General features: G+C 73.1%; 15 protein-coding genes. 5 read left to right on the forward strand and 10 right to left on the reverse strand.

The genetic code is table 11. The annotated features are described in order from the left end of the window. Positions 1-25: 25 nt before the first annotated feature. Positions 26-889 carry a phosphotransferase enzyme family protein gene (locus ACFY0K_RS42770; protein ID WP_390644455.1) on the forward strand — a complete coding sequence of 288 codons (864 nt, stop codon included), beginning with the start codon at positions 26-28 and terminating at the stop codon, positions 887-889. Between the two features lie 96 nt (positions 890-985). Here the strand turns inward: ACFY0K_RS42770 and ACFY0K_RS42775 are convergent, their stop codons facing one another. The 4 genes from ACFY0K_RS42775 to ACFY0K_RS42790 form a co-directional block, all read right to left on the reverse strand. Further along, a complete protein-coding gene (locus tag ACFY0K_RS42775) occupies positions 986-1,705 on the reverse strand; it encodes a 3'-5' exonuclease (protein WP_351961966.1) in 720 nt (239 codons plus the stop codon). 115 nt (positions 1,706-1,820) lie between these two features. Continuing rightward, entirely contained in the window at positions 1,821-3,062 is a 1,242-nt protein-coding gene (locus tag ACFY0K_RS42780; RefSeq protein WP_351961965.1) for an SAV2148 family HEPN domain-containing protein, read from the reverse strand. Positions 3,063-3,164: 102 nt separating this feature from the next. Further along, entirely contained in the window at positions 3,165-4,505 is a 1,341-nt protein-coding gene (locus ACFY0K_RS42785) for a copper amine oxidase (protein ID WP_390644456.1), read from the reverse strand. Positions 4,506-4,562: 57 nt separating this feature from the next. Beyond that, on the reverse strand, positions 4,563-5,378 hold the full coding sequence (locus ACFY0K_RS42790) for a Tat pathway signal sequence domain protein (protein ID WP_390644457.1): 816 nt from the start codon (positions 5,376-5,378) through the stop codon (positions 4,563-4,565). 196 nt (positions 5,379-5,574) lie between these two features. Here ACFY0K_RS42790 and glgX point away from each other — a divergent pair, with 196 nt between their 5' ends. The 3 genes from glgX (at position 5,575) to ACFY0K_RS42805 (ending at position 11,722) form a co-directional block, all read left to right on the forward strand. Next, positions 5,575-7,683 carry a glycogen debranching protein GlgX gene (glgX, locus tag ACFY0K_RS42795; protein ID WP_390644458.1) on the forward strand — a complete coding sequence of 703 codons (2,109 nt, stop codon included), beginning with the start codon at positions 5,575-5,577 and terminating at the stop codon, positions 7,681-7,683. Positions 7,684-7,759: 76 nt separating this feature from the next. Continuing rightward, positions 7,760-10,111: a malto-oligosyltrehalose synthase gene (gene treY / locus ACFY0K_RS42800; protein ID WP_390644459.1), complete on the forward strand. Its 2,352-nt coding sequence runs from the start codon at positions 7,760-7,762 to the stop codon at positions 10,109-10,111. 351 nt (positions 10,112-10,462) lie between these two features. Continuing rightward, positions 10,463-11,722, forward strand: a complete 1,260-nt coding sequence (locus ACFY0K_RS42805; RefSeq protein WP_390644460.1) for a M14 family zinc carboxypeptidase — start codon at positions 10,463-10,465, stop codon at positions 11,720-11,722. 48 nt (positions 11,723-11,770) lie between these two features. Here the strand turns inward: ACFY0K_RS42805 and ACFY0K_RS42810 are convergent, their stop codons facing one another. The 3 genes from ACFY0K_RS42810 to ACFY0K_RS42820 all read right to left on the reverse strand — a co-directional run bounded on the left by ACFY0K_RS42810 (position 11,771) and on the right by ACFY0K_RS42820 (position 14,243). Beyond that, entirely contained in the window at positions 11,771-12,187 is a 417-nt protein-coding gene (locus ACFY0K_RS42810; protein ID WP_390644461.1) for an SSI family serine proteinase inhibitor, read from the reverse strand. After that, positions 12,184-13,509, reverse strand: a complete 1,326-nt coding sequence (locus ACFY0K_RS42815) for a M14 family zinc carboxypeptidase (RefSeq protein WP_388720598.1) — start codon at positions 13,507-13,509, stop codon at positions 12,184-12,186. Before ACFY0K_RS42815 ends, ACFY0K_RS42810 begins: the two co-directional genes overlap by 4 nt. Positions 13,510-13,691: 182 nt before the next feature. Next, on the reverse strand, positions 13,692-14,243 hold the full coding sequence (locus tag ACFY0K_RS42820; protein WP_390644462.1) for an FHA domain-containing protein: 552 nt from the start codon (positions 14,241-14,243) through the stop codon (positions 13,692-13,694). A 176-nt stretch (positions 14,244-14,419) separates the two neighbouring features. Here ACFY0K_RS42820 and treZ point away from each other — a divergent pair, with 176 nt between their 5' ends. Then, positions 14,420-16,165 (forward strand): malto-oligosyltrehalose trehalohydrolase, encoded by a 1,746-nt coding sequence (gene treZ / locus ACFY0K_RS42825; protein ID WP_390644463.1) that lies wholly within the window; start codon positions 14,420-14,422, stop codon positions 16,163-16,165. Between the two features lie 37 nt (positions 16,166-16,202). Here the strand turns inward: treZ and ACFY0K_RS42830 are convergent, their stop codons facing one another. The 3 genes from ACFY0K_RS42830 to ACFY0K_RS42840 all read right to left on the reverse strand — a co-directional run bounded on the left by ACFY0K_RS42830 (position 16,203) and on the right by ACFY0K_RS42840 (position 19,110). Further along, the gene (locus ACFY0K_RS42830; RefSeq protein ID WP_390644464.1) at positions 16,203-17,159 is read right to left on the reverse strand and encodes an aminoglycoside phosphotransferase family protein; all 957 of its coding nucleotides are present in this window, start codon (positions 17,157-17,159) and stop codon (positions 16,203-16,205) included. A gap of 62 nt (positions 17,160-17,221) precedes the next feature. Further along, entirely contained in the window at positions 17,222-18,346 is a 1,125-nt protein-coding gene (locus tag ACFY0K_RS42835) for an aminopeptidase P family protein (protein WP_390644465.1), read from the reverse strand. A gap of 188 nt (positions 18,347-18,534) precedes the next feature. Beyond that, a complete protein-coding gene (locus ACFY0K_RS42840) occupies positions 18,535-19,110 on the reverse strand; it encodes a PDZ domain-containing protein (protein ID WP_390644466.1) in 576 nt (191 codons plus the stop codon). Positions 19,111-19,484 lie beyond the last annotated feature (374 nt).

Genomic DNA, 19,484 nt, shown 5'->3' on the forward strand with positions numbered 1-19,484 from the left:
CCGGGAACGGACACGGAGGCGGGCGATGGACGAGGCGAGGGCGCGGGACGTACTGGCCGCGGCGGGTGTGCTGCCCGGTGCGGCGGCCGACGCCGCGCTCCTGGCCCTGGGCGAGAACGCGGTGTTCGCGGCCGGGGACCTGGTGGTGAAGGTCGGCCGGGACGCCGAGCTCCTCGACCGGGCCCGGCGGGAGCTGGAGATCGCCGGATGGCTGGCGGAGGCGGACGTACCCGCCGTACGCGCCGCCGAGCCCAAGGCGCTGCTCGTCGACGGCCACCCGGTGACGGTGTGGCACCGGCTGCCGGACCCGGTGCGGCCGGCCGAGCCGCGGGATCTGGCCGCGGTGCTGCGGATCGTGCACGCTCTGCCCTCTCCTCCCTTCGCGTTGCCGCCCCGCGAGCTGCTGGGCGGTGTGGAGCGCTGGCTGCGGCTGGCCGGCGACGCGATCGACCCCGCCGACGCGGCGTATCTGCGAGAGCGCCGGGACGGTTTCGCGGCGGCCGCGGCCGCGCTGACGCCTCGTCTGGCGCCGGGGCCGATCCACGGGGACGCACTCCCCCGCAACGTGCACGTCGGCCCGGACGGCCCGGTCCTGGTCGACCTGGAGACCTTCTCCTGCGACCTGCGCGAGCACGACCTGGTGGTGATGGCACTGTCCCGCGACCGGTACGGCCTGCCCGCCGACGCCTACGACTCGTTCGTCACGGCCTACGGGTGGGACGTACGCGAGTGGGAGGGGTGCGGAGTGCTGCGCGGCGCCCGGGAGACGGCCAGCTGCGCGTGGGTGGCCCAGCACGCCCCGACCAACCCGAAGGCACTGGCGGAATTCGAACGCCGGGTGGCTTCGCTACGGGAGGGCGACGAGTCGGTGCGCTGGTACCCCTTCTGAGCCGCGGCCCCTGAGCAGCGCCCCTTCGGGGCGCTGGGGTACCCCCGGCCGAAAGCTGGGGGAGGAACTGTACGACAAGCCCCCACCGGCCTGCACTCAAACGACGTCGGCCAGCTCCCGCAGGGGCCACGCCCCGTCCACCACCGCGTCGGCCTCCCCCTTGCCCCGCAAGAACCGCTGGAAATCCGCCGCCCACTCCGCGTACCACTCCACCTGCCGCCGGTGCAGCTCCGCAGGACCCAGCGCCGCGATCTTCGGGTGCCGCTCGGCTATCGCACCGGCCAGCCGCGCCGCGGCAAGGGCGTCGGCCGAGGCGTTGTGGGCGGCGGCGAGGGTGATGCCGTACTCGGCGCACACCGCTTCCAGGTTCCGCTTGCCGCGGCGGTAGCGGTCGACCCAGCGGTCGATGGTGTACGGATCGACGACCGGTGCCGGGTCGAGGCCGCCGAGGCGGTCGGAGAGGGACGGGAGTCCGTGCCGGCGCAGCTCCGCCGAGAGCAGGGTGAGGTCGAAGGTCGCGTTGTAGGCGACGACCGGGACGCCCGTCTTCCAGTAACCGGTGAGGACGTCCGCGAGGGCGTCGGCGACCTGGTCGGCCGGTCTGCCCTCGGCAGCCGCCCGCTCGTTGCTGATGCCGTGCACCGCCACCGCGTCGGCCGGGATCTCCACGCCGGGATCCGCCAGCCACTCGCGGCGGCCCAGCTCCTGCCCGGCCCTGACCTCGATCACGGCCCCCGTGACGATCCGTGCCTCGCGCGGATCCGTACCCGTCGTCTCCAGGTCGAAGCCGATCAGGAGCTCCTGGTGCCAGCCCATGGGCGGCCCCCCTTCTTGGTGGTGCTTTCCCCCAGTGGTCTCCACCCTCGCATGCGCCACTGACAATCAGACGACCGCGTTCCGCTTACCGGTGCGTCAGCGTCGCACACGCGCGTCAGGACACCGGGCGCGAATCCGCCCAAGCCGTCTCGAACTCCTCGCGGTACGTCGGGAAGAGGCCTGTCTCCACGACGTCGTCCGACTTGACCACCTTGCTGCCGTTGCGGAGCACCAGCACCGGTGACTCCATCCCGCGCGCCCCGCGCAGGTAGGACTGGATGATCCCGACGCCGTCGGCGCCGTCCCCGTCCACCAGGTAGGCGGAGAAGCGGGGGGTGTCGTCGTACACCTGGATCTCGAAGGCGCCCGGGTCGCGCAGGCGGGAGCGGACCCGGCGCATGTGCAGGATGTTCATCTCGACCGAGCGGGCCAGTTCGCCCCGTTTCATCCCGAGTTCGCGTTCGCGGCGCTTGACCGCGCTGGAGGCGGGGTTGAGGAAGAGGAGGCGGACCCGGCAGCCGGTCTCGGCGAGGCGGACCAGGCGGCGGCCGGAGAAGTTCTGCACGAGCAGGTTGAGGCCGATGCCGATGGCGTCCAGGCGGCGGGCGCCGCCGAAGAGGTCCTCGGCCGGGAACTGGCGCATGAGGCGGACCCGGTCGGGATGGACGGCGACGACGTCGGCGTAGCGGTCGCCGACCAGGTCCTCCACCGCGTCCACCGGGAGCCGGCGCGCCGAGGGCACGTCGCCGCCCGTGCCGAGCATCTCCAGGAGCCGGGCGGAGGCGCGCTCGGCCTGGTCGAGGACGGCCCCGGACAGCGCCCGGTTGCGGGAGACGACGTTGCGGGTCACCTCCAGCTCGTCCAGGGCGAGTTCGACGTCCCGGCGCTCGTCGAAGTACGGCTCGAAGCACGGCCAGTGCTGGACCATCAGCTCGCGCAGTTGCGGCAGGGTGAGGAAGCTGAGCACGTTGTCGTCGGCGGGGTCGAGCAGGTACCCCTTGCGGCGGCTGACCTCGCGCACGGCGACGGCCCGCTGGACCCACTCCTGGCCGGCCGGACCGGCGGCGGCGACCACCCACTCGTCGCCGTGGACGGGTTCGTAGATGGGCCGCAGCACGGCGGCCACGACCGCCCGCATCCGCTGCTCGACGAGGTTCAGCCAGATGTAGGCCCGGCCGGCCCGCTGGGCGCGCGTACGCACCTCCAGCCAGGCGTCGGCGTCCCACTCCAGCTCCGGCCCGATGGAGCCCGTGGCGTCCATCGGCCGGGCCAGGGACACCGCGCCGGGCGGGACGTCTGTGGAGTTCCCCTCGTGACCCTCGTCACCAGGGGGCAGCTCCAGGCCTCCCGAGCCCACCCGTGCACCGCCTTCCGCTCCCCCGAGCTCTCCCTGTGCCAATGATCAAGGAAGGGTACTCCGGGAGTGGTCGGCGGTGCAGCCGGATGGACAGGTCGTTTCTCAACTACCGTTTCCGGGCTGTCCGTTCTGATCAGCGAGGGCTGCCGGAGTGAGCGGATTCATAGCGGTGACGTCGCGCGGGGCGATGGAGAAGCCCTGCCAGTGGACCGGCATCGGCTGCTGGTCCTCGTCGCGCGCGATGTGGTGGAAACCGACGTTCACCCAGACCACGGGGTCGGTGAGGGTCTGCCCGTTGACGAACTTGTCGACGGTCTTGGGGCGTCCGCTCGGGCAGCCCGGGTTGTTGCTGGCGAACTGCTCGCACTTGTCGTACTGGGTGAAGTAGACGTCGTGCGAAGTGAACGCGTGGCCCGGGTACTTGTTGCTGGCACCCCGGACGATCTCGTAGGACCGCGCGTGCCCGTCCTTGTTCTTGCCGGCCGTGCTGACCACCCGCCACCAGCGCATGTTCTCGGCGTCGCCGGCGAGTTCCCTGGTGACATCGGTGCGGGTGGTCTTGTTGGTGGGCGCCTCCTGGCCGTGCACGGGAGCGCTGACCTTCGAGTCGTACTGCTCGATACGGCTCTTGGAGGAGCCGTCGAGGTCGAAGTCCAGCTTCCAGAAGACGTTGTGGGCGTGGCTGGTTGCATAGGCGGTGGCGCCCTTGCCTATCGGCCAGCCGCGGCCGTCCCCGGCGTCGTAGTCGCCCGGCGAGAGGCTGCCGGTGGCGCCGACGTTCATGTTGATCGTGCCGTCGTCCTGGAACCGCCACTCGGTCATGTACTCGTACCAGCCGACCTTGTTGACGGTGTAGACCAGCAGGTCCTTGCCCTGCGCCTGGTACACCTTGTTGCCGGTGTCGGCCTGCATCCGGTACGCGTGACCACGCGAACGGGTGGTGGTGCACAGGCCGTTGACGTCGGGGTGGGCCGGATCCCAGGCTTCCGGGACCTTGACGGTCTTGATGGTGCCGCCGGGGCACTCGGCCGAGTCGAGCGGCACCAGGCCCTGGGCGAAGCCGAAGCCGGTCAGGTCGTCGTACTCGACGCTGCCGTCGTCGTAGGGGACGTCGATCTGGGCGAGGCGGGCGCTGGAGAGGACCTTGACGGGGGCCGACTCACCCTTGGGCTGGTAGGAGATGTGCTCCAGGACCAGTCCGGCCTTGCTGTCGTAGCGCCAGCACATCCGCCAGGTGGTGCCGGTGGAGAGCTGCTGCTCGATGCGGTAGGCGGCCGAGCAGTCGGCGGCGGCCGCGGCTGCCCGCTTCGGCTGGGCGACGGCGGGTCCGGCCGCGGTGGTGGCGCCGGCGGCCAGCGCGACCGCGGACAGGCCCACGGCGGCCGTCCTGCGGGCATGGCGGATTCTGGGCACGCGCGTGCTCGCGCGCAGGTTCACGTGCATGACGAAGTGACTCCTGGTACGGGAGATGCAGGGTGAAAGGTGAACGGAGGGGCCGGCTCAGTGGCCGAGCTTCACGACCTTGCGCGCGCTCAGGTCGACGATGAGCGACCTGGCGTCGATCCACGGCCCGTTCTTCACCTTCGGGAAGAGCCGCACGCAGCGGTGTTCGCCGCACGCGTCGAGGGCGGCGGGCTGGGCGCCCGGAGTGGCGCGGTAGACCGCGCTGTTGAGCAGCAGCTGCTGTTCCGGATCGGTCAGCGCGGTGCCGGTGGCGTCCTTGAAGTCCGCCTTCAGGCCGGCGCCGAGCGGGTCGGCGACGAGCACCTTGAGCGCCTCGACGTTCTCGTCGTGGCTGAGCGGCGGCTGGACGCCCTTACTGCTGGTGGTGTGCTCGACCTTGCCGGTGTCGAGGTTGACGGTCCGGGTGACGAGGGTGTCGTCCCGGTAGTCGTAGAACGTCACGTCCGCGCGGCGCGGCGCGTCCGGGCTGTCCAGTTCGTTCGCGTCCGGCTCGGCGAGATCGACGCTGAGCCGCTGCGGGCCGCGCCGGCCCTCGACGTTCTCCCCGGCGCTGAACATCTGCTTGGTCAGAGCAAGTTGTTCGACGCGCCTGGTCTCGTCGTCGGTCAGCGGGTCGCTGCCCGTGCCCTTCTTCCCCTCGGCGGGCGCCCGTTCCACCACGCCCGGCTTGACGGCGTCCTGCCCCCGGCCCCCCTGCTGCGCGGCCACCGCCGCGTTCCCGTCGCTGCCTCCCGACTCGTTCGCCCCTGCCGTGCCCGGCAGGGTGATCCCGACCATCACGGCGGTCCCCGCCACCGCCAGTCCCGCACCGGCCACCACCTTGCCCAGATGGCGGTGCACTATCTTGCGCACATCTTCCCCCTACTCCCCCTTGGTCACAGGGAGTACGTGATTGCCCCACTGGTTCGGCACACGTCGCCTTACGGGCTGCTGTGTGCACTGGTCGCGGGGTAAGAGGGACGTAAGTCACGAGGGGTTCCATTACTTTCGGGCAGACTCATGACCAAGGCGCCCCCGGGCGCAGGACACACCTGGAAGAGTCGACTTCATGCAGGTCTGGCCTGGAGAGGCATATCCGCTCGGCGCCACGTACGACGGCGCCGGGACCAACTTCGCGGTCTTCACCGAGGCCGCGGACCGAGTGGAGCTGTGTCTGCTGCACGACGACGGCTCCGAGACGGCGGTGGAACTGCGGGAGAGCGACGCCTTCGTCCGGCACGCCTACCTGCCCGGCGTGATGCCGGGGCAACGGTACGGCTTCCGGGTGCACGGCCCGTACGACCCCGGGCGCGGGCTGCGCTGCAACTCGGCGAAGCTGCTGCTCGACCCGTACGCGAAGGCGGTCAGCGGGTCCGTGCGCTGGGGCGAGGAGGTGTACGGCTACCACTTCGGCGACCCGGACAAGCGCAACGACCTGGACTCGGCGCCGCACACCATGACGTCGGTGGTGATCAACCCGTACTTCGACTGGGGCGACGACCGGCGGCCGCGCACCGAGTACCACCACACGGTGATCTACGAGGCCCATGTGAAGGGCCTGACCATGCGCCACCCTGGGCTGCCTGAGGAGCTGCGCGGCACCTACGCGGGCCTGGCCCACCCGGCCGTCATCGAGCACCTGACGGCGCTCGGCGTCACGGCCCTGGAGCTGATGCCGGTCCACCAGTTCGTGAACGACCACCGGCTGGTCGACATGGGCCTGAACAACTACTGGGGCTACAACACCATCGGCTTCTTCGCCCCGCACAACGCCTACGCCTCCTGGGGCGACCGCGGCCAGCAGGTCCTGGAGTTCAAGTCGGCGGTCCGGGCGCTGCACGAGGCCGGGATCGAGGTGATCCTCGACGTGGTCTACAACCACACCGCCGAGGGCAACCACCTGGGCCCGACGCTGTCCTTCCGGGGCCTGGACAACCCGTCCTACTACCGGCTGACGGACGACCCGCGCTACTACATGGACACCACCGGCACCGGCAACTCGCTGCTGATGCGGTCCCCGCACGTCCTCCAGATGATCATGGACTCGCTGCGCTACTGGGTCACCGAGATGCACGTCGACGGCTTCCGCTTCGACCTCGCGGCGACCCTGGCGAGGCAGTTCCACGAGGTGGACCGGCTTTCGTCGTTCTTCGACCTGGTGCAGCAGGACCCGGTCGTCTCCCAGGTGAAGCTGATCGCCGAGCCCTGGGACGTCGGCGAGGGCGGTTACCAGGTGGGCAACTTCCCGCCGCTGTGGACCGAGTGGAACGGCAAGTACCGCGACACCGTGCGCGACCTGTGGCGCGGCGAGCCGCGCGCGCTGGCGGAGTTCGCATCCCGGCTGACCGGTTCCTCCGACCTCTACCAGGACGACGGCCGCCGCCCGCTGGCCTCCATCAACTTCGTCACCTGCCACGACGGCTTCACCCTGCACGACCTGGTGTCGTACAACGACAAGCACAACGAGGCCAACGGCGAGGACAACCGGGACGGCGAGAGCCACAACCGGTCCTGGAACTGCGGGGTCGAGGGCCACACCGACGACCCCACGGTCCTCGAACTGCGCGAACGGCAGATGCGCAACTTCATCGCCACGCTGATGCTGTCCCAGGGCGTGCCGATGCTCGGCCACGGCGACGAGTTCGCGCGCACCCAGCAGGGCAACAACAACGCGTACTGCCAGGACAACGAGGTGTCCTGGGTGGACTGGCCGGCTCCCGACGACGACAGCGGGCTGCTGGCCTTCACGCGCGCGATGGCGCGGCTGCGCAAGGAGCACCCGGTCTTCCGGCGCCGCCGCTTCTTCCACGGCCGCCCGGTGGAGGGCACCCACGACGAGCTCTCCGACATCGCCTGGTTCACCCCCGAGGGCCACGAGATGGTCCAGCGGGACTGGGACTCGGCCCAGGCGTCGGCCCTCACGGTCTTCCTCAACGGCAACGCGATCTCGGAACCGGACACCCGGGGCCAGCGGATCGCCGACGACTCGTTCCTGCTGATGTTCAACGCGTCGCCGGAGCCGCTGGACTTCGTGGTGCCGGTGAACCACGGCCGGCAGTGGGAGGTGGTGGTCGACACGGCGCAGGCGGAGCCGGTGTCGGCCGGACCGAAGGTGGACGGCGGCGAACGTCTGACGTTGGTGGGCCGGAGCCTGACCGTGTTGAAAAGGCCGGCGTAGGGATGCCCGCGCCACTTCGGGGCGGGGTACCGCACCCGGTGACACAGAAGCCGACCAGAGGGGTACATACGTCCGCATGACAGCCGAGCGAACCGCCCTCACCGTGCCGACAGCCACCTACCGACTCCAGCTCCAGCCCGGCTTCCCCTTCTCGGCCGCCCAGGCCGCCGTGCCGTACCTCGCCTCGCTCGGCGTCTCCCACCTCCACCTCTCCCCTGTCCTGGAGGCCGTCCCGGGCTCCACGCACGGCTACGACGTCGTGGACCACGCGCGCGTGCGTGAGGAGCTCGGCGGCGAGGAGGGACTGCGGGCACTGGCGCGCACCGCGCGGGAGCACGGCCTCGGCCTCGTCGTGGACATCGTGCCGAACCACATGGCGATGTCCCCCCGGCACAACCACGCCCTGTGGGAGGTGCTCCGGGAGGGCCCGAAGTCGCCGTACGCACGCTGGTTCGACATCGACTGGGAGGCGCAGGGCGGGCAGCTGCTGGTGCCGGTGCTGGGCGGCCCGGTCGGCGAGGTGCTGGGGCAGCTGGCGGTCGACGGGGACGTGCTGCGCTATCACGAGCACGCCTTCCCGCTCCGTGACGGCACCGCGGACCTGCCGCTGCCGGAGCTGCTGGACGCCCAGTGGTACCGCCCGGTGTGGTGGCGGCTGGCCCGGACCGAACTGAACTACCGCCGGTTCTTCAGCATCTCGGAGCTGATCGGGGTGCGGGTGGAGGACCCGGAGGTGTTCGAGGCCACCCACGCCAAGATCCTCCAGCTGCTGCACGAGGGCGTGGTGGACGGGCTGCGCGTCGACCATCCCGACGGTCTCGCCGACCCCGACGGCTACCTCGCGCGGCTGCACGAGGCGACCGGCGGGCGCTGGACGGTGGTGGAGAAGATCCTGGCCGACGGGGAGCACCTGCCGGCGGGGTGGGCGGTCGCGGGGACCACCGGGTACGACGCCCTTCGGCACGTGGACGGCGTGTTCACGGATCCCGCGGGCGCCGCCGAACTGCTCGGCGGCTACCGGAGCTTCGCGGCCCCGCAGACGGACCGGGGCGGCGACTGGGCGGCCACGGTGCGGCGGGCGGCGTACAACGTGATCACGCACGAGCTGGCGACCGAGACGGACCGGCTGACGCGGGCGGCCACCCGCGTGTGCGCGACGTCGCCGGATCCCGCGTTGCGCGACCGGGCGCCCTGGGCGCTGCGCACCGCGCTGCAGGAGCTGCTGGTGCGGATGCGGGTGTACCGGCCGTACGCCTCAGGCGACGTGGCCGCCGTGGTCACCGCGGATGCCGCCGAGGAGGCCCGGCGGGCCTTCGTGGTGCCCGCGGAGGGCGGCGCGGTGGACGTGGTGCGCGGGCTGCTCCTGGCGGGGGACGGGCCGGGGGTCGCGGAGTTCCGGACGCGGTTCGCGCAGACCGCGTCGGCGCTGCGGGCCAAGTCCGTGGAGGACACGGCGTTCTACCGCTACGTGCCGCTGCTGTCGGCGACCGAGGTGGGCGGGGACCCGGGCAGCCCCGGCGTCACCCCCGATGCCTTTCACGCGTACTGCGCGCGCGTGCAGCGCGACTGGCCGCTCACGGGGACCGTGGTGACGACGCACGACACCAAGCGCAGTGCCGACGTCCGGGCCGCGCTGGCGGTGCTGACGGAGTGCCCGCAGCGCTGGGCGGACGTGCTGGCCGAGGTGACCCGCGACGAAGAGGGGGTGCCGGACGCGCAGCTGGCCTGGGCGGCCTGGCAGACGGTGTTCGGGCTCGGCCCGGCGGATCCGGAGCGGGTCCGGGGGGCGCTGATGAAGCACGTGCGGGAGGCGGGCCTGTACACGAGCTGGACGGAGCAGGAGCCGCCGTACGAGGAGGCGGTGGTCTCGTTCGTCGCGGCGGGGCCGTGCGGGGCGCCGGGAGAGCGCGTGACGGCCTTCCGGGCCTCGCTGGAGCCGCATGTGCGGGCGAACGTGCTGGGGGCGGCTCTGGCGCACCTGACGATGCCGGGCGTGCCGGACGTCTACCAGGGTACGGAGGGCGAGTACCGGGCGCTGGTCGACCCGGACAACCGGCGGCCGGTCGCCTTCCCGCCGGAGCACCCGGGCGAGAAGGACGCCGTGACCGCGGCGGCGCTGCGGCTGCGGGCGCGGCGCCCGGACGTCTTCGGCGGCACGGCGACGTACGCGCCACTGGCCGCCGAGGGGCCGGCCGCGGCGCACTGCCTTGCGTTCGCGCGCTCCGGGGAGGTGATCACGGCGGTGACCCGGCTGTCGCTGCGGCTGGCCGACGCGGGCGGCTGGCGGGACACGGTCCTGCCGCTGCCGCCGGGCCGGTGGGCCGACGTGCTGGCGCCGGGGCGGGAGTTCACGGGGCACGCGCGCGTGGGCGAGCTTTTCGAGGGGCTGCCGGTGGCGCTGCTGGAGCGGGTGGGAGAGGCGGGCTGACGGGGGTTGACAGGGGTTGACGGGGCTCACGAGGGCTGACAGGGCTCACGAGAGCTGACGAGGTGTGGCCGGAATTGGCGGGAACCGATACCGGAATTCACTCGTACGAGTGAATATGTGGCTGATCCGTCGGTTTGCTGGAACTTGCCGGGCGCCGACCGCGTCGGTTATCGGCGCGCGGAGCCGTTCCGCGCCCCGTAGTGGCTTCGCACCCCTCTCGGCGCCAAACAGTCCCACCGGCCGACGGCACGTGCCTCTGGGCGCCCCCTGGAGCCTCCCCCGAGAGGTTCTTGACAGTTCACCTATGCCGTGCGGGACTGGGGAATGCGAAGCCGGGCGGACAAGTCGGGGGTGAGTCTCCTGCCGGAGCTGCGTTACCCCAGTGTTCCCGAACTCGTCGCCACCGCCCGGGCGCTGGCCGCGCACCGGCCCGGCCTGTGCACGTTGCGGGAGATCGGTGTCTCCCGCGCGGGCAGACCGCTGCACCTGCTGTCCGTCGGACACGCCCGGCGGGCGGTCCTGGTGGTCGCGGGTGCCCACGCCAACGAGCCGACCGGGGGCGGCACCCTCCAGGTGCTGGCCGAACGGGTGCTGAACGAGCGGGAGCTGCGGGCCGAGAACTCCTGGCACTTCCTGCTCTGCGCGGACCCGGACGGAGCGAGCCTGCACGTCACCCCGGCCCCGCGCAGCCTGTTCGACTACCACCTCGGCTTCTACCGGCCGGCTGGCCCGGAGCAGCCGGAATGGTCCCCGTCGGTGCTGCCGCCGGACCGGCTGCCGCCCGAGACCCGGGCCCTGCTCGGGGTGATCGACGAACTGCGCCCCTACCTCCAGGTGACCCTGCACGGCACCGATCTGGGCGGCAGCTGGGTGCAGCTGACGAGGGACGTGCCGGGGCTCGCCGAACCGTTCGCCAAGTCCGCGGCTGAACTGCACATCCCGGTGGAGACGGGCGCCTCGGACGCCGCGGGCTGGCCGCACTCCGGGCCCGGGGTGCGGGTGATGCCGGGTCCGGAGACGGGGGTGGCGTACCCGAGCATGCCGGACGACGCACGGCACAGCACCTGGTACCACGCGCACCGGTACGGCGGTCTCACCGCGGTGGTCGAGGTGCCGATGTGGGCGAGCGACCTGGTCGACGACCCGGCACCGCACCCGGCCCCCGCGGCGGCGATGCGGCGGCTGGCGCTCCGGCTGCTGCGGGACTCGCGGGAGGTGGAGCGGGTGCTGGCCGAGGCGCTGCCCAGGCTGGACGGTCTGAGCGGCCTGGACGGGCCGCTGCTGCGGGCCGCCCGGTGGGCGCTGGGGCTGATCCCCGGGCTGGCCGAGGACTGGATCCAGCGGCCGCCGGTCGACACCACGATGGCGTACGTCGGCAGCGTGGACGCCTTCGGGCGGCGGCTGCCGTTGCGGGCCGCGTCGATGCTCCTGCGGGTGCTGCGGGAGGCGGACGACGGCGCGGCACCGCGGCTGGAGGAACTGGTGGCCTCCTGGTGCGAGGCCTACGGCGAGCGTTTCCAGGCCCGCTGGGTGCCGCTGGAGCGTCAGGTGGAGCACCAGTCCAGGACGGTGCTGGCGGCCGCGCAGCACGCACGTGAGCAGGCGGCGTGAGGCCCGGCCCCGGGGCCTGGCCCGGGAGGCCGCACGCCGCCCGCGGGCTCAGTCGTCGAGGGCGAAGACCGGTCCGGTCCTGGCCGCCATCTGGCAGGCGTTCGGGAACGTCTCGCGGTACTCGATCGGCCTGCCGTTCCACTGCCCGCGCGCCTGGGCGGTCACCGGGGCGTAGACCATCGGGCACATCGCGTCCTTGGCCGGGGTGATGCGGGCGATGTCACCGCCCGTCGCGGCGAGTGCGGCACAGGCCTCGGCCGCGTGCGCGTACCCCTGGGGCGGGTCGCACAGCAGGACGGCGCCGTGCGCGTCGTCCGACTGGTTCTCGCCCTGGCTGACGGTCAGGTACAGGTAGTCGCCGCCGCGCGTCGCGGCCGGCGCGGCATGGGCCGGCCCGGCGGCGAGGAGGGCGGCCGCGGCCAGCAGGGCACCGCAGGCCGCTGTCGCTTTGTTGAGATGTGTCATTCCCCGTGCATCGGCACGGCGGGCGCGGTTCCCCAGTCCGGCTCACCCGATCGGGCCGTCACGCGCGCGTGGCGGCGTGCCAGTTCGAAGGCGCTCAGGACCACCCGCGTCTGGTACTCGGCCTGGCGCGCGACCGGGATCCAGCGCGCGCCGAGGGCGTCCTGGTAGTCCGCGCACCAGGTGTCGATCAGCCGGTCCAGGTCGGGCAGGGCGGCGGCCGGGTCGTGGCCGGTGCTGCGCAGCAGCTGGTGCAGGATCCCGGCGGTGCGCAGGACCAGCCGGCGCCCGGCGATGCGCAGGGCGGCCAGGTGGGCGGAGCTGAGCGGCGGCAGCGGGCGGGCGCTGCCGGCGTCCGTGTCGGGGTCCCAGGCGTCGGCGAGGCCGGGGCGGACCAGCAGGTAGTCGTCGACCGGCGCGAGCAGCCGGGCCGCGTCCGGCGCCGCGTACAGCTGCGGCCGGACCCGGGCCAGGACGCCGTCCAGGAGCTCCGTGTCCCGCCGCAGGGTCCGGCTGACCGAGCGCAGCGCCGCGTCCCGGTCGGCGGGCGGTGTGCCGTCCTGGACGGCGGCCACGCCCCACATGGGCGCCTCGACGATCGCGGTGACGGTGCCGTGCCGGTACGGGTGGAACCAGGTGGACTCGACGGCGGCCTCGGTGATGGCGGCCGCCAGATCGCCCCGGCGGGGCGGCGGGACGCGGTAGACGGCCGGGCCCAGGGTGGGCCAGTACAGGGTGTCGTAGGCGCCGAGTTCGCGGGGGATGCCGAGCCGGGTCGCGGTGTGCGCGAGGCGCCGGTCGAGGCCGGGCAGCTCGCGGGTCAGCTCGACGAAACCGCCGCCGACGTCGACGCCGTGCAGCGAGCACTGGAGGAAGGGCCGCAGCTCGTCCTGGAGGCCGAGCAGGGCCCTGGTCTCGGGCAGCGCGGCGGCGGCCGCCCCGTCGGGCAGCCACTCGGGCTGCTCCAGGAAGCCGGGCCGGAAGAAGTTCCGGAAGTAGTGGCCCAGGGTGTACGGCCCGGCCAGCCAGCCCTCGTTGCGCCGTGCGCCGTCGGGGTCCAGGCACAGCAGCAGGTTCCAGGTGACGTCGGCGTCCTCGGTGAGCCTCGGGTCGGCGAGGAGCCGGTCGGCGAGGCGGAGCACGGTGGCGCCGCCGACGGGTTCGTTGGCGTGCGGGCCCGCGACGACGAGGACGTGGCGGGTGCCGTGACCGATGGAAAGCAGCCACATCGGGGTGCCCGCGCGGGAGGTCCCGGCCCGGCGCAGCCGGGCGTCCCGGGGGCGGTCGGCGACCAGTGCGGCCGCCCGCGCGGCGAGCTCGTCCACGGACGGATAGCGGAGGAGGGGCGGCAGGTCACACCTCCACAGAGCGGTGCCGTCGATTCACATGACGTGCATGGTTCCCGCACAGTCAGTCACGACTTGGGGGGTACGTCAACACCGCGACGGACAAACACTTTTCGGCCATCCCGCGGGACAAGGCCGGGTGCCGGCGGACGGCCCGGGGTTCAGTCGCTCGCGAGCCGGAACGCGATCCGGCCGAACGCGACCTGGTCGCCCTCGCGGACGACGGCGGCGCCGGTCACCCGGCGGCCGTTCACGGTCGTTCCGTTGGTGGAGCCGAGGTCCCTGAGGACCCACAGGCCGCCCTGGCGGCGGAGTTCGGCGTGCACCCGCGAGACGGTCTCGTGGTTGAGCCGCAGCCCGTTGGCGGGGTCGCGGCCGATGCGCAGCGGATGGCCGTTGCCCGGATGCGGAAGCAGCAGCTTGGGCAGCCGCTCGGCCTGCCAGGCCCGGCGCAGCCGTACGGTGAAGCCGGAGACGGCCTCGACGGTGCCGAAGAGCAGGCGCGCGAAGCGGTTCTCCTGCGGCAGGTCGGCGGTGAGCGCGGCGAGTTCGTCGACGCGGCGGGCGGCGAGCGCCAGCTCCATGCGGCGCACGAACGTGTCGTGCGACAGCCGTCCCATGGCGACGCCGTCACGCAGCACGCTCAGTACCTTGTCGCGCTCCGCGTCGGACAGACGCGCGGGGTAGGTGTGGAACTCGAAGGACGACGTCACGCTGCCGATTCTGGGTCAGTGAACCCCGGGTGTCCAGAAAACGGGGAAACGGCCGTCAGCCGCGCGTACGGACGGCGACACCCGTTCCGCAAAGCCGGGATTCAAAGCGGATTGATCTCTTTTCACGGCACGATGGACGTACTACCTCACGATGAGCCAGACGAAGGGGACCGTCCGTGCAGTTCGAGGTGTGGGCACCGCAGGCAGACCGTGTGACGCTCCATTGCGACGGCGCCACGCACGCGTTGGAGCGCGACCCGGACCGGTCCGGGTGGTGGACCGGGGAGGCGGCCGCCGGGGACGGCACCCGCTACGGGTTCGCGCTGGACGACGGCCCGGTGCTGCCCGACCCGCGCTCGCGCCGCCAGCCGGACGGGCCCGACGGGCTGAGCGCCGTCGTCGACCACGAGCGCCATGAGTGGCATGCCGCCTGGCCGGGGCGGGCGCTGCCCGGCGCGGTCCTCTACGAGCTGCACGTGGGCACGTACACCCCCGAGGGCACCCTGGACGCGGCCGCGGCCCGCCTCGGCCACCTGCGGGAACTGGGCGTCACGCACGTGGAGTTGATGCCGCTGTGCCCGTTCCCCGGGCGGCACGGCTGGGGGTACGAGGGCGTCTCGCTGTGGGCGGTGCACGAGCCGTACGGCGGCCCCGAATCGCTGAAACGCTTCGTCGACCGGGCCCACGAACTCGGTCTGGGTGTCGTCCTGGACGTCGTGCACAACCACCTCGGCCCCTCCGGCAACTACCTGCCCGCGTTCGGGCCCTACTTCACGGACGCGCACCAGACGCCCTGGGGCTCGGCGGTGAACCTGGACGCACCCGGATCGGACGAGGTGCGCGCGTACCTGGTGGGCAGCGCGCTGGCCTGGCTGCGCGACTACCGGATCGACGGACTCCGCCTGGACGCGGTGCACGCCCTGTGCGACACGCGCGCGTGCCACTTCCTGGAGGAACTGTCGTCCGCCGTGGCCGGCCTGGCGGCCGAGTCGGGCCGGCCGCTGTTCCTGATCGGCGAGTCCGACCTGAACGACCCGCGGGTCATCACCCCGCGCGCGGAGCACGGGTTCGGCCTGGACGCGCAGTGGAACGACGACTTCCACCACGCCCTGCACGCCGCGCTGACCGGCGAGTCCCAGGGCTACTACGCCGACTTCGCCCGCGCCCCGCTCGCCGCCGTCGCCAAGACGCTCACCGGCGGCTACTTCCACGACGGCACGTACTCCAGCTTCCGCGGCCGCCGGCACGGCCGCCCGCTGGACCGCGCGCGGGTGGCCGGGCACCGGCTGCTCGGCTACACCCAGACCCACGACCAGGTCGGCAACCGCGCCCAGGGCGACCGGCTCTCGGCGGCCCTCTCCCCCGGCCTGCTGGCCTGCGCCGCCACGCTGAGCCTGACCGCGCCCTTCACACCGATGCTGTTCATGGGCGAGGAGTGGGCGGCCGGCACCCCCTGGCAGTTCTTCACCGACCACACGGACCCGGACCTCGCGGACGCCGTACGGCGGGGCAGGCGGCGGGAGTTCGCGGCGCACGGCTGGGCCGAGGAGGACGTACCCGACCCGCAGGACCCCGCCACCCGGGACCGCTCCTGCCTGGACTGGTCGGAGCCGGAACGCGAGCCGCACGCGCGCGTGCTGGCCTGGTACCGCCGCCTGCTGGCGCTGCGCCGCGAGCAGCCGGACCTCACCGATCCCGATCTCGCCGACACCAAGGTGGCGTTCGACGAGGCGGCACGCTGGCTGGCGTTCCGGCGCGGGGACGTGCGGGTGGCGGTGAACCTGGGCAAGGAGCCGGCCGAGATCCCGCTCGGCACCGGGCGGGTGGAGGTCCTGGCCGCGTGGGACACCACGGCGGCACCGGACCCGGACGGGGTGCTGCGGGTGCCGGGCGAGTCGTGCGTGGTGCTCACCCGGGCCTGACCGCGGCTCGACCCGGGCCCCGGCCGCGGGCGTCCCGCTACAGCTCCTCGTCGTCCTCGGTGCCCTCGGTGTCCTCGCGCAGCTCCGTCACCCGTTCCAGCAGGATCGTCTCCCAGGCGCGCCGGAGCTGGGTGCGCAGCAGCGGCAGGGGGCTGTCGTCGCGGCCTTCGAGGCGGTCGGTGAGGCGGATGACGGTGTCGCAGCGGGCCAGCCACAGGCCGCGCAGACAGGGGCGGGCGCCGTAGCCGGCGAGGGTGGCCGCGCGGACGGCCGCGCCGGAGCCGACCGCGAGGGCGAGCCCGGCGATGTCCTCGGCGGGGTCACCGACCGCCGCGTCGGTCCAGTCGAGGACGCCGCGCACCCTGCCGTCGGCGCTGACCACCAGGTGCTCGCCCTTGAGGTCGTGGTGGACCAGCACGGCGGTACCGGGCTGGGCGGCGAGCTGTGCGGCGCCCGGCGGGGTCAGCTGGAGCAGCCGGGAAGGGTCGAACTCGTCGGCGGCGGCGAGCCGTTCGGCGGCGGGCACCGCCATCCTGCGCAGTGCCTCCAGGGAACGCGGCGGGGTGCGGGGCACGCCGAGCGTCTCGGCCTGCCGTACCGGAACCTCGCGGAGCCCGGTGAGCAGCCCGGCCAGGTCCGCCTCGCCCACCGCGGAGACGTCGTGCTCCTCGGCCGTGCCGCCGGGGATCACGGTGTCCAGCGTGTACGTCAGTCCCGGCGCCCACTCACCGTGCGCCACGCCGGCCGGGACCGCTACCGGCAGGTGCGGCCGCATCAGGTCGCGCAGCCGCAGTTCGCGGCGCTGGCGGACGGAGGCCTCCCGGTCGGGGGCGAGGCGCAGAACGTGCCGGCTGCCGACCCACCAGGTGGAGTGTTCACCGCCCTCCGCGACGGGCCGCACCTCGGGGCCCGAGGCGCCGTCCGCGCTCTCCTTGAGCAGTGAACGGACCAGCTTGCGGACGGTGTCCACGGTGGGAGTCGGTGCCTGGGTCATGGATCGCGCCGTTGCCGTTCGGGATGGGTGGGGGCGGGCGGGAGGTTCCGGGGCCGGGTCGGTCAGCCCACGACGACCATCTCGCGGGTGGTGTTGTTGAAACGACGGCCGCCTTCCGCGGTCACCGTGACGATGTCCTCGATCCGCACGCCGAAGCGGCCGGGCAGGTAGATGCCGGGCTCCACGGAGAAGCACATCCCGGGCACCAGCGGCTGCTCCTCGCCCTCGATCATGTACGGCGGCTCGTGCGTGGTGACGCCGATGCCGTGGCCGGTGCGGTGGATGAAGAACTCGCCGTACCCGGCGTCGGCGATGACCGCGCGAGCGGCCCGGTCGACCTCCTGGCAGGCCGCGCCGGGTCGTACGGCCCGGAAGCCGGCCTCCTGGGCGGCGCGCACGATGTCGTGCACCTCGCGCTCCTCCGCGGACGGCGGGCCCACGTGCACGGTGCGGGTGGTGTCGGAGCCGTAGCCGTCCTTGAGGCCGCCGAAGTCGAGGACGACCATGTCGCCGTCCTGGATGACCCGGTCGCCGACCTCGTGGTGCGGGTTGGCGCCGTTGGGTCCTGAGCCGACGATGGTGAAGTCGACCTGTTCGTGGCCGAAGCGGCGCAGCAGGTCGGCGAGGTCGTGGCCGACGTCGGACTCGCGGCGGCCGGCGAAGGGAACCTTGCGGATCTCCTCGAACGTCGAATCGGCAGCCGCTCCGGCGGCGGCGAGGAGTTCGAGCTCGGCCGCGTCCTTGACGGCGCGGAGCATGGGGAGCGCGTCGGTGAGGGAGGCGTAGGACGTGTCGGGAAGTGTCCGCTGCAGGCCCAGCAGGTGCATGGCCCAGGCGTTGTCGCTGATACCGAAGCGGCCGTCCTTGGCGAGCAGGCCGGCGGCCACCGCGTAGGGGTCGGTGCCGTCGGTCCAGTCCCGCAGGCTCAGCACGGCCGCGCCGTCGGCCTTCTCGGCGTCGGGGGCCTCCAGGGTGGGGACGACCAGCACGGGGTCCCTGCCGGGGGCCAGGACGAGGAGGGTGAGCCGCTCGGTGACCGCGGTGGGGGTGTACCCGGTGAGCCACACCATGTCGGGGCCGGGGGCGATCAGGAGGCCGGCGAGCCCGGCGTCCGCCGCGGTGTGCGCCGCGCGCGTCATGCGCGACTTGTAGTCGTCGGCGGTGAAGGGGGCGGCGGTGCCGGTCATCCAGGGCCTCCTTGCGCGGGTGAGGGTGCCTCCGGGAGCATCCTGCCGGGTGCGGCGTGGCCGCGCGAGCCGGTTTGGGCAGAGCCGCCGTCGTGGATTGCGGTCGTGTCGCCGGTACAGGTGTGTGGTGCCGATCGCGCCCAGGCGGCGGAGCCGCATCTCGATGCCACCCCGCGCCCCTGGGGCGGTCACGTCACGACGCCGGGAACTACCGTCAGCTGCTGATACCCACCGCTCGCGTGCCGGACCGTGAGCTTGGCCCCCTTGCCCGGACGGGCGTGGGCCACTGCCCGGACCAGGTCGGCCGCGCTGTCGATTCGGGTGTCGCCGAACTGGAGCAGCACGTCGCCCCTGACCAGTCCCGCCGTATAGCCCGGGCCCGGCACGTGGACGCCCGTCACCAGCGCGCCCACCTTCTCGGCGTCCACGGCCTCCAGGCCCAGGGTCGCGGCGGCCGTCGGCGAGGGGGTGGGGGTGGCCGGGGGTGCGGGGCGCGGTGCCGGCGGCGGGGTCTGCTGTCGCAGTTCGGCCAGCTTGCTCATGCCGATCACCGTGGCGCCCACCGTGCCGAGGCCGACCCCGGACAGCACCAGGACGGTGCCGACGAACGCTCCGAACAGCAGGGTCCTGATGTGGCGGCCGCGCCGGCGCGCGGCGTGCGGACGGCGGGCCGGGTCGGGCGGGGGGCGGGCGGGGTCGGGCGGGGGGCTGTCCCCGCGCTCCTGACCGGGGATCGGCTTGGGACGCAATGCGGTCTGTTCCATGGTTCGCCTCCACCCCGAGCTCTACCCGGCGCACGCGGGCGCGACGAGACACGAACGAGTGAGACTGCCGCTGCGTCAACGGCGGAAGGGCCCAGCCCCAGCCCACGCCGCGGGCCCCGTCGAGCAGGTCCGCCACCAGGTTCGCCGCCGCTCCCGCGGGGGTCCCGCCGTAGACCAGTTCCACGATCCCGACGCCGAGGACCTCCTGATCGAGCCGCTGGCCCGCTCTCTGGTGGGTCACGAGGCCGCGGTGCGCATCGAACCCGGCACGCCGGCCGAGTCGGCGATCGGCTCCGGGCGCACGGTCGAGCGCTACTTCTGCCCGTACGGCCCCTCCCGGGCCCCCGCCGTCCGGCTCCCGGCCTGCCGTGTTG

Source organism: Streptomyces sp. NPDC001507, assembly GCF_042894765.1.
Classification (GTDB): domain Bacteria; phylum Actinomycetota; class Actinomycetes; order Streptomycetales; family Streptomycetaceae; genus Streptomyces.

Bases quoted from the DNA above. Each gene is read 5' to 3' on its own strand.
- ACFY0K_RS42770 (WP_390644455.1), top strand. From the start codon at position 26: ATGGACGAGGCGAGGGCGCGGGACGTACTGGCCGCGGCGGGTGTGCTG.
- ACFY0K_RS42840 (WP_390644466.1), bottom strand. From the start codon at position 19,110: ATGGAACAGACCGCATTGCGTCCCAAGCCGATCCCCGGTCAGGAGCGC.
- ACFY0K_RS42830 (WP_390644464.1), bottom strand. From the start codon at position 17,159: ATGACCCAGGCACCGACTCCCACCGTGGACACCGTCCGCAAGCTGGTC.
- treY (WP_390644459.1), top strand. From the start codon at position 7,760: ATGACAGCCGAGCGAACCGCCCTCACCGTGCCGACAGCCACCTACCGA.
- ACFY0K_RS42785 (WP_390644456.1), bottom strand. From the start codon at position 4,505: ATGCACGTGAACCTGCGCGCGAGCACGCGCGTGCCCAGAATCCGCCAT.
- glgX (WP_390644458.1), top strand. From the start codon at position 5,575: ATGCAGGTCTGGCCTGGAGAGGCATATCCGCTCGGCGCCACGTACGAC.
- ACFY0K_RS42835 (WP_390644465.1), bottom strand. From the start codon at position 18,346: ATGACCGGCACCGCCGCCCCCTTCACCGCCGACGACTACAAGTCGCGC.
- ACFY0K_RS42775 (WP_351961966.1), bottom strand. From the start codon at position 1,705: ATGGGCTGGCACCAGGAGCTCCTGATCGGCTTCGACCTGGAGACGACG.
- ACFY0K_RS42810 (WP_390644461.1), bottom strand. From the start codon at position 12,187: ATGACACATCTCAACAAAGCGACAGCGGCCTGCGGTGCCCTGCTGGCC.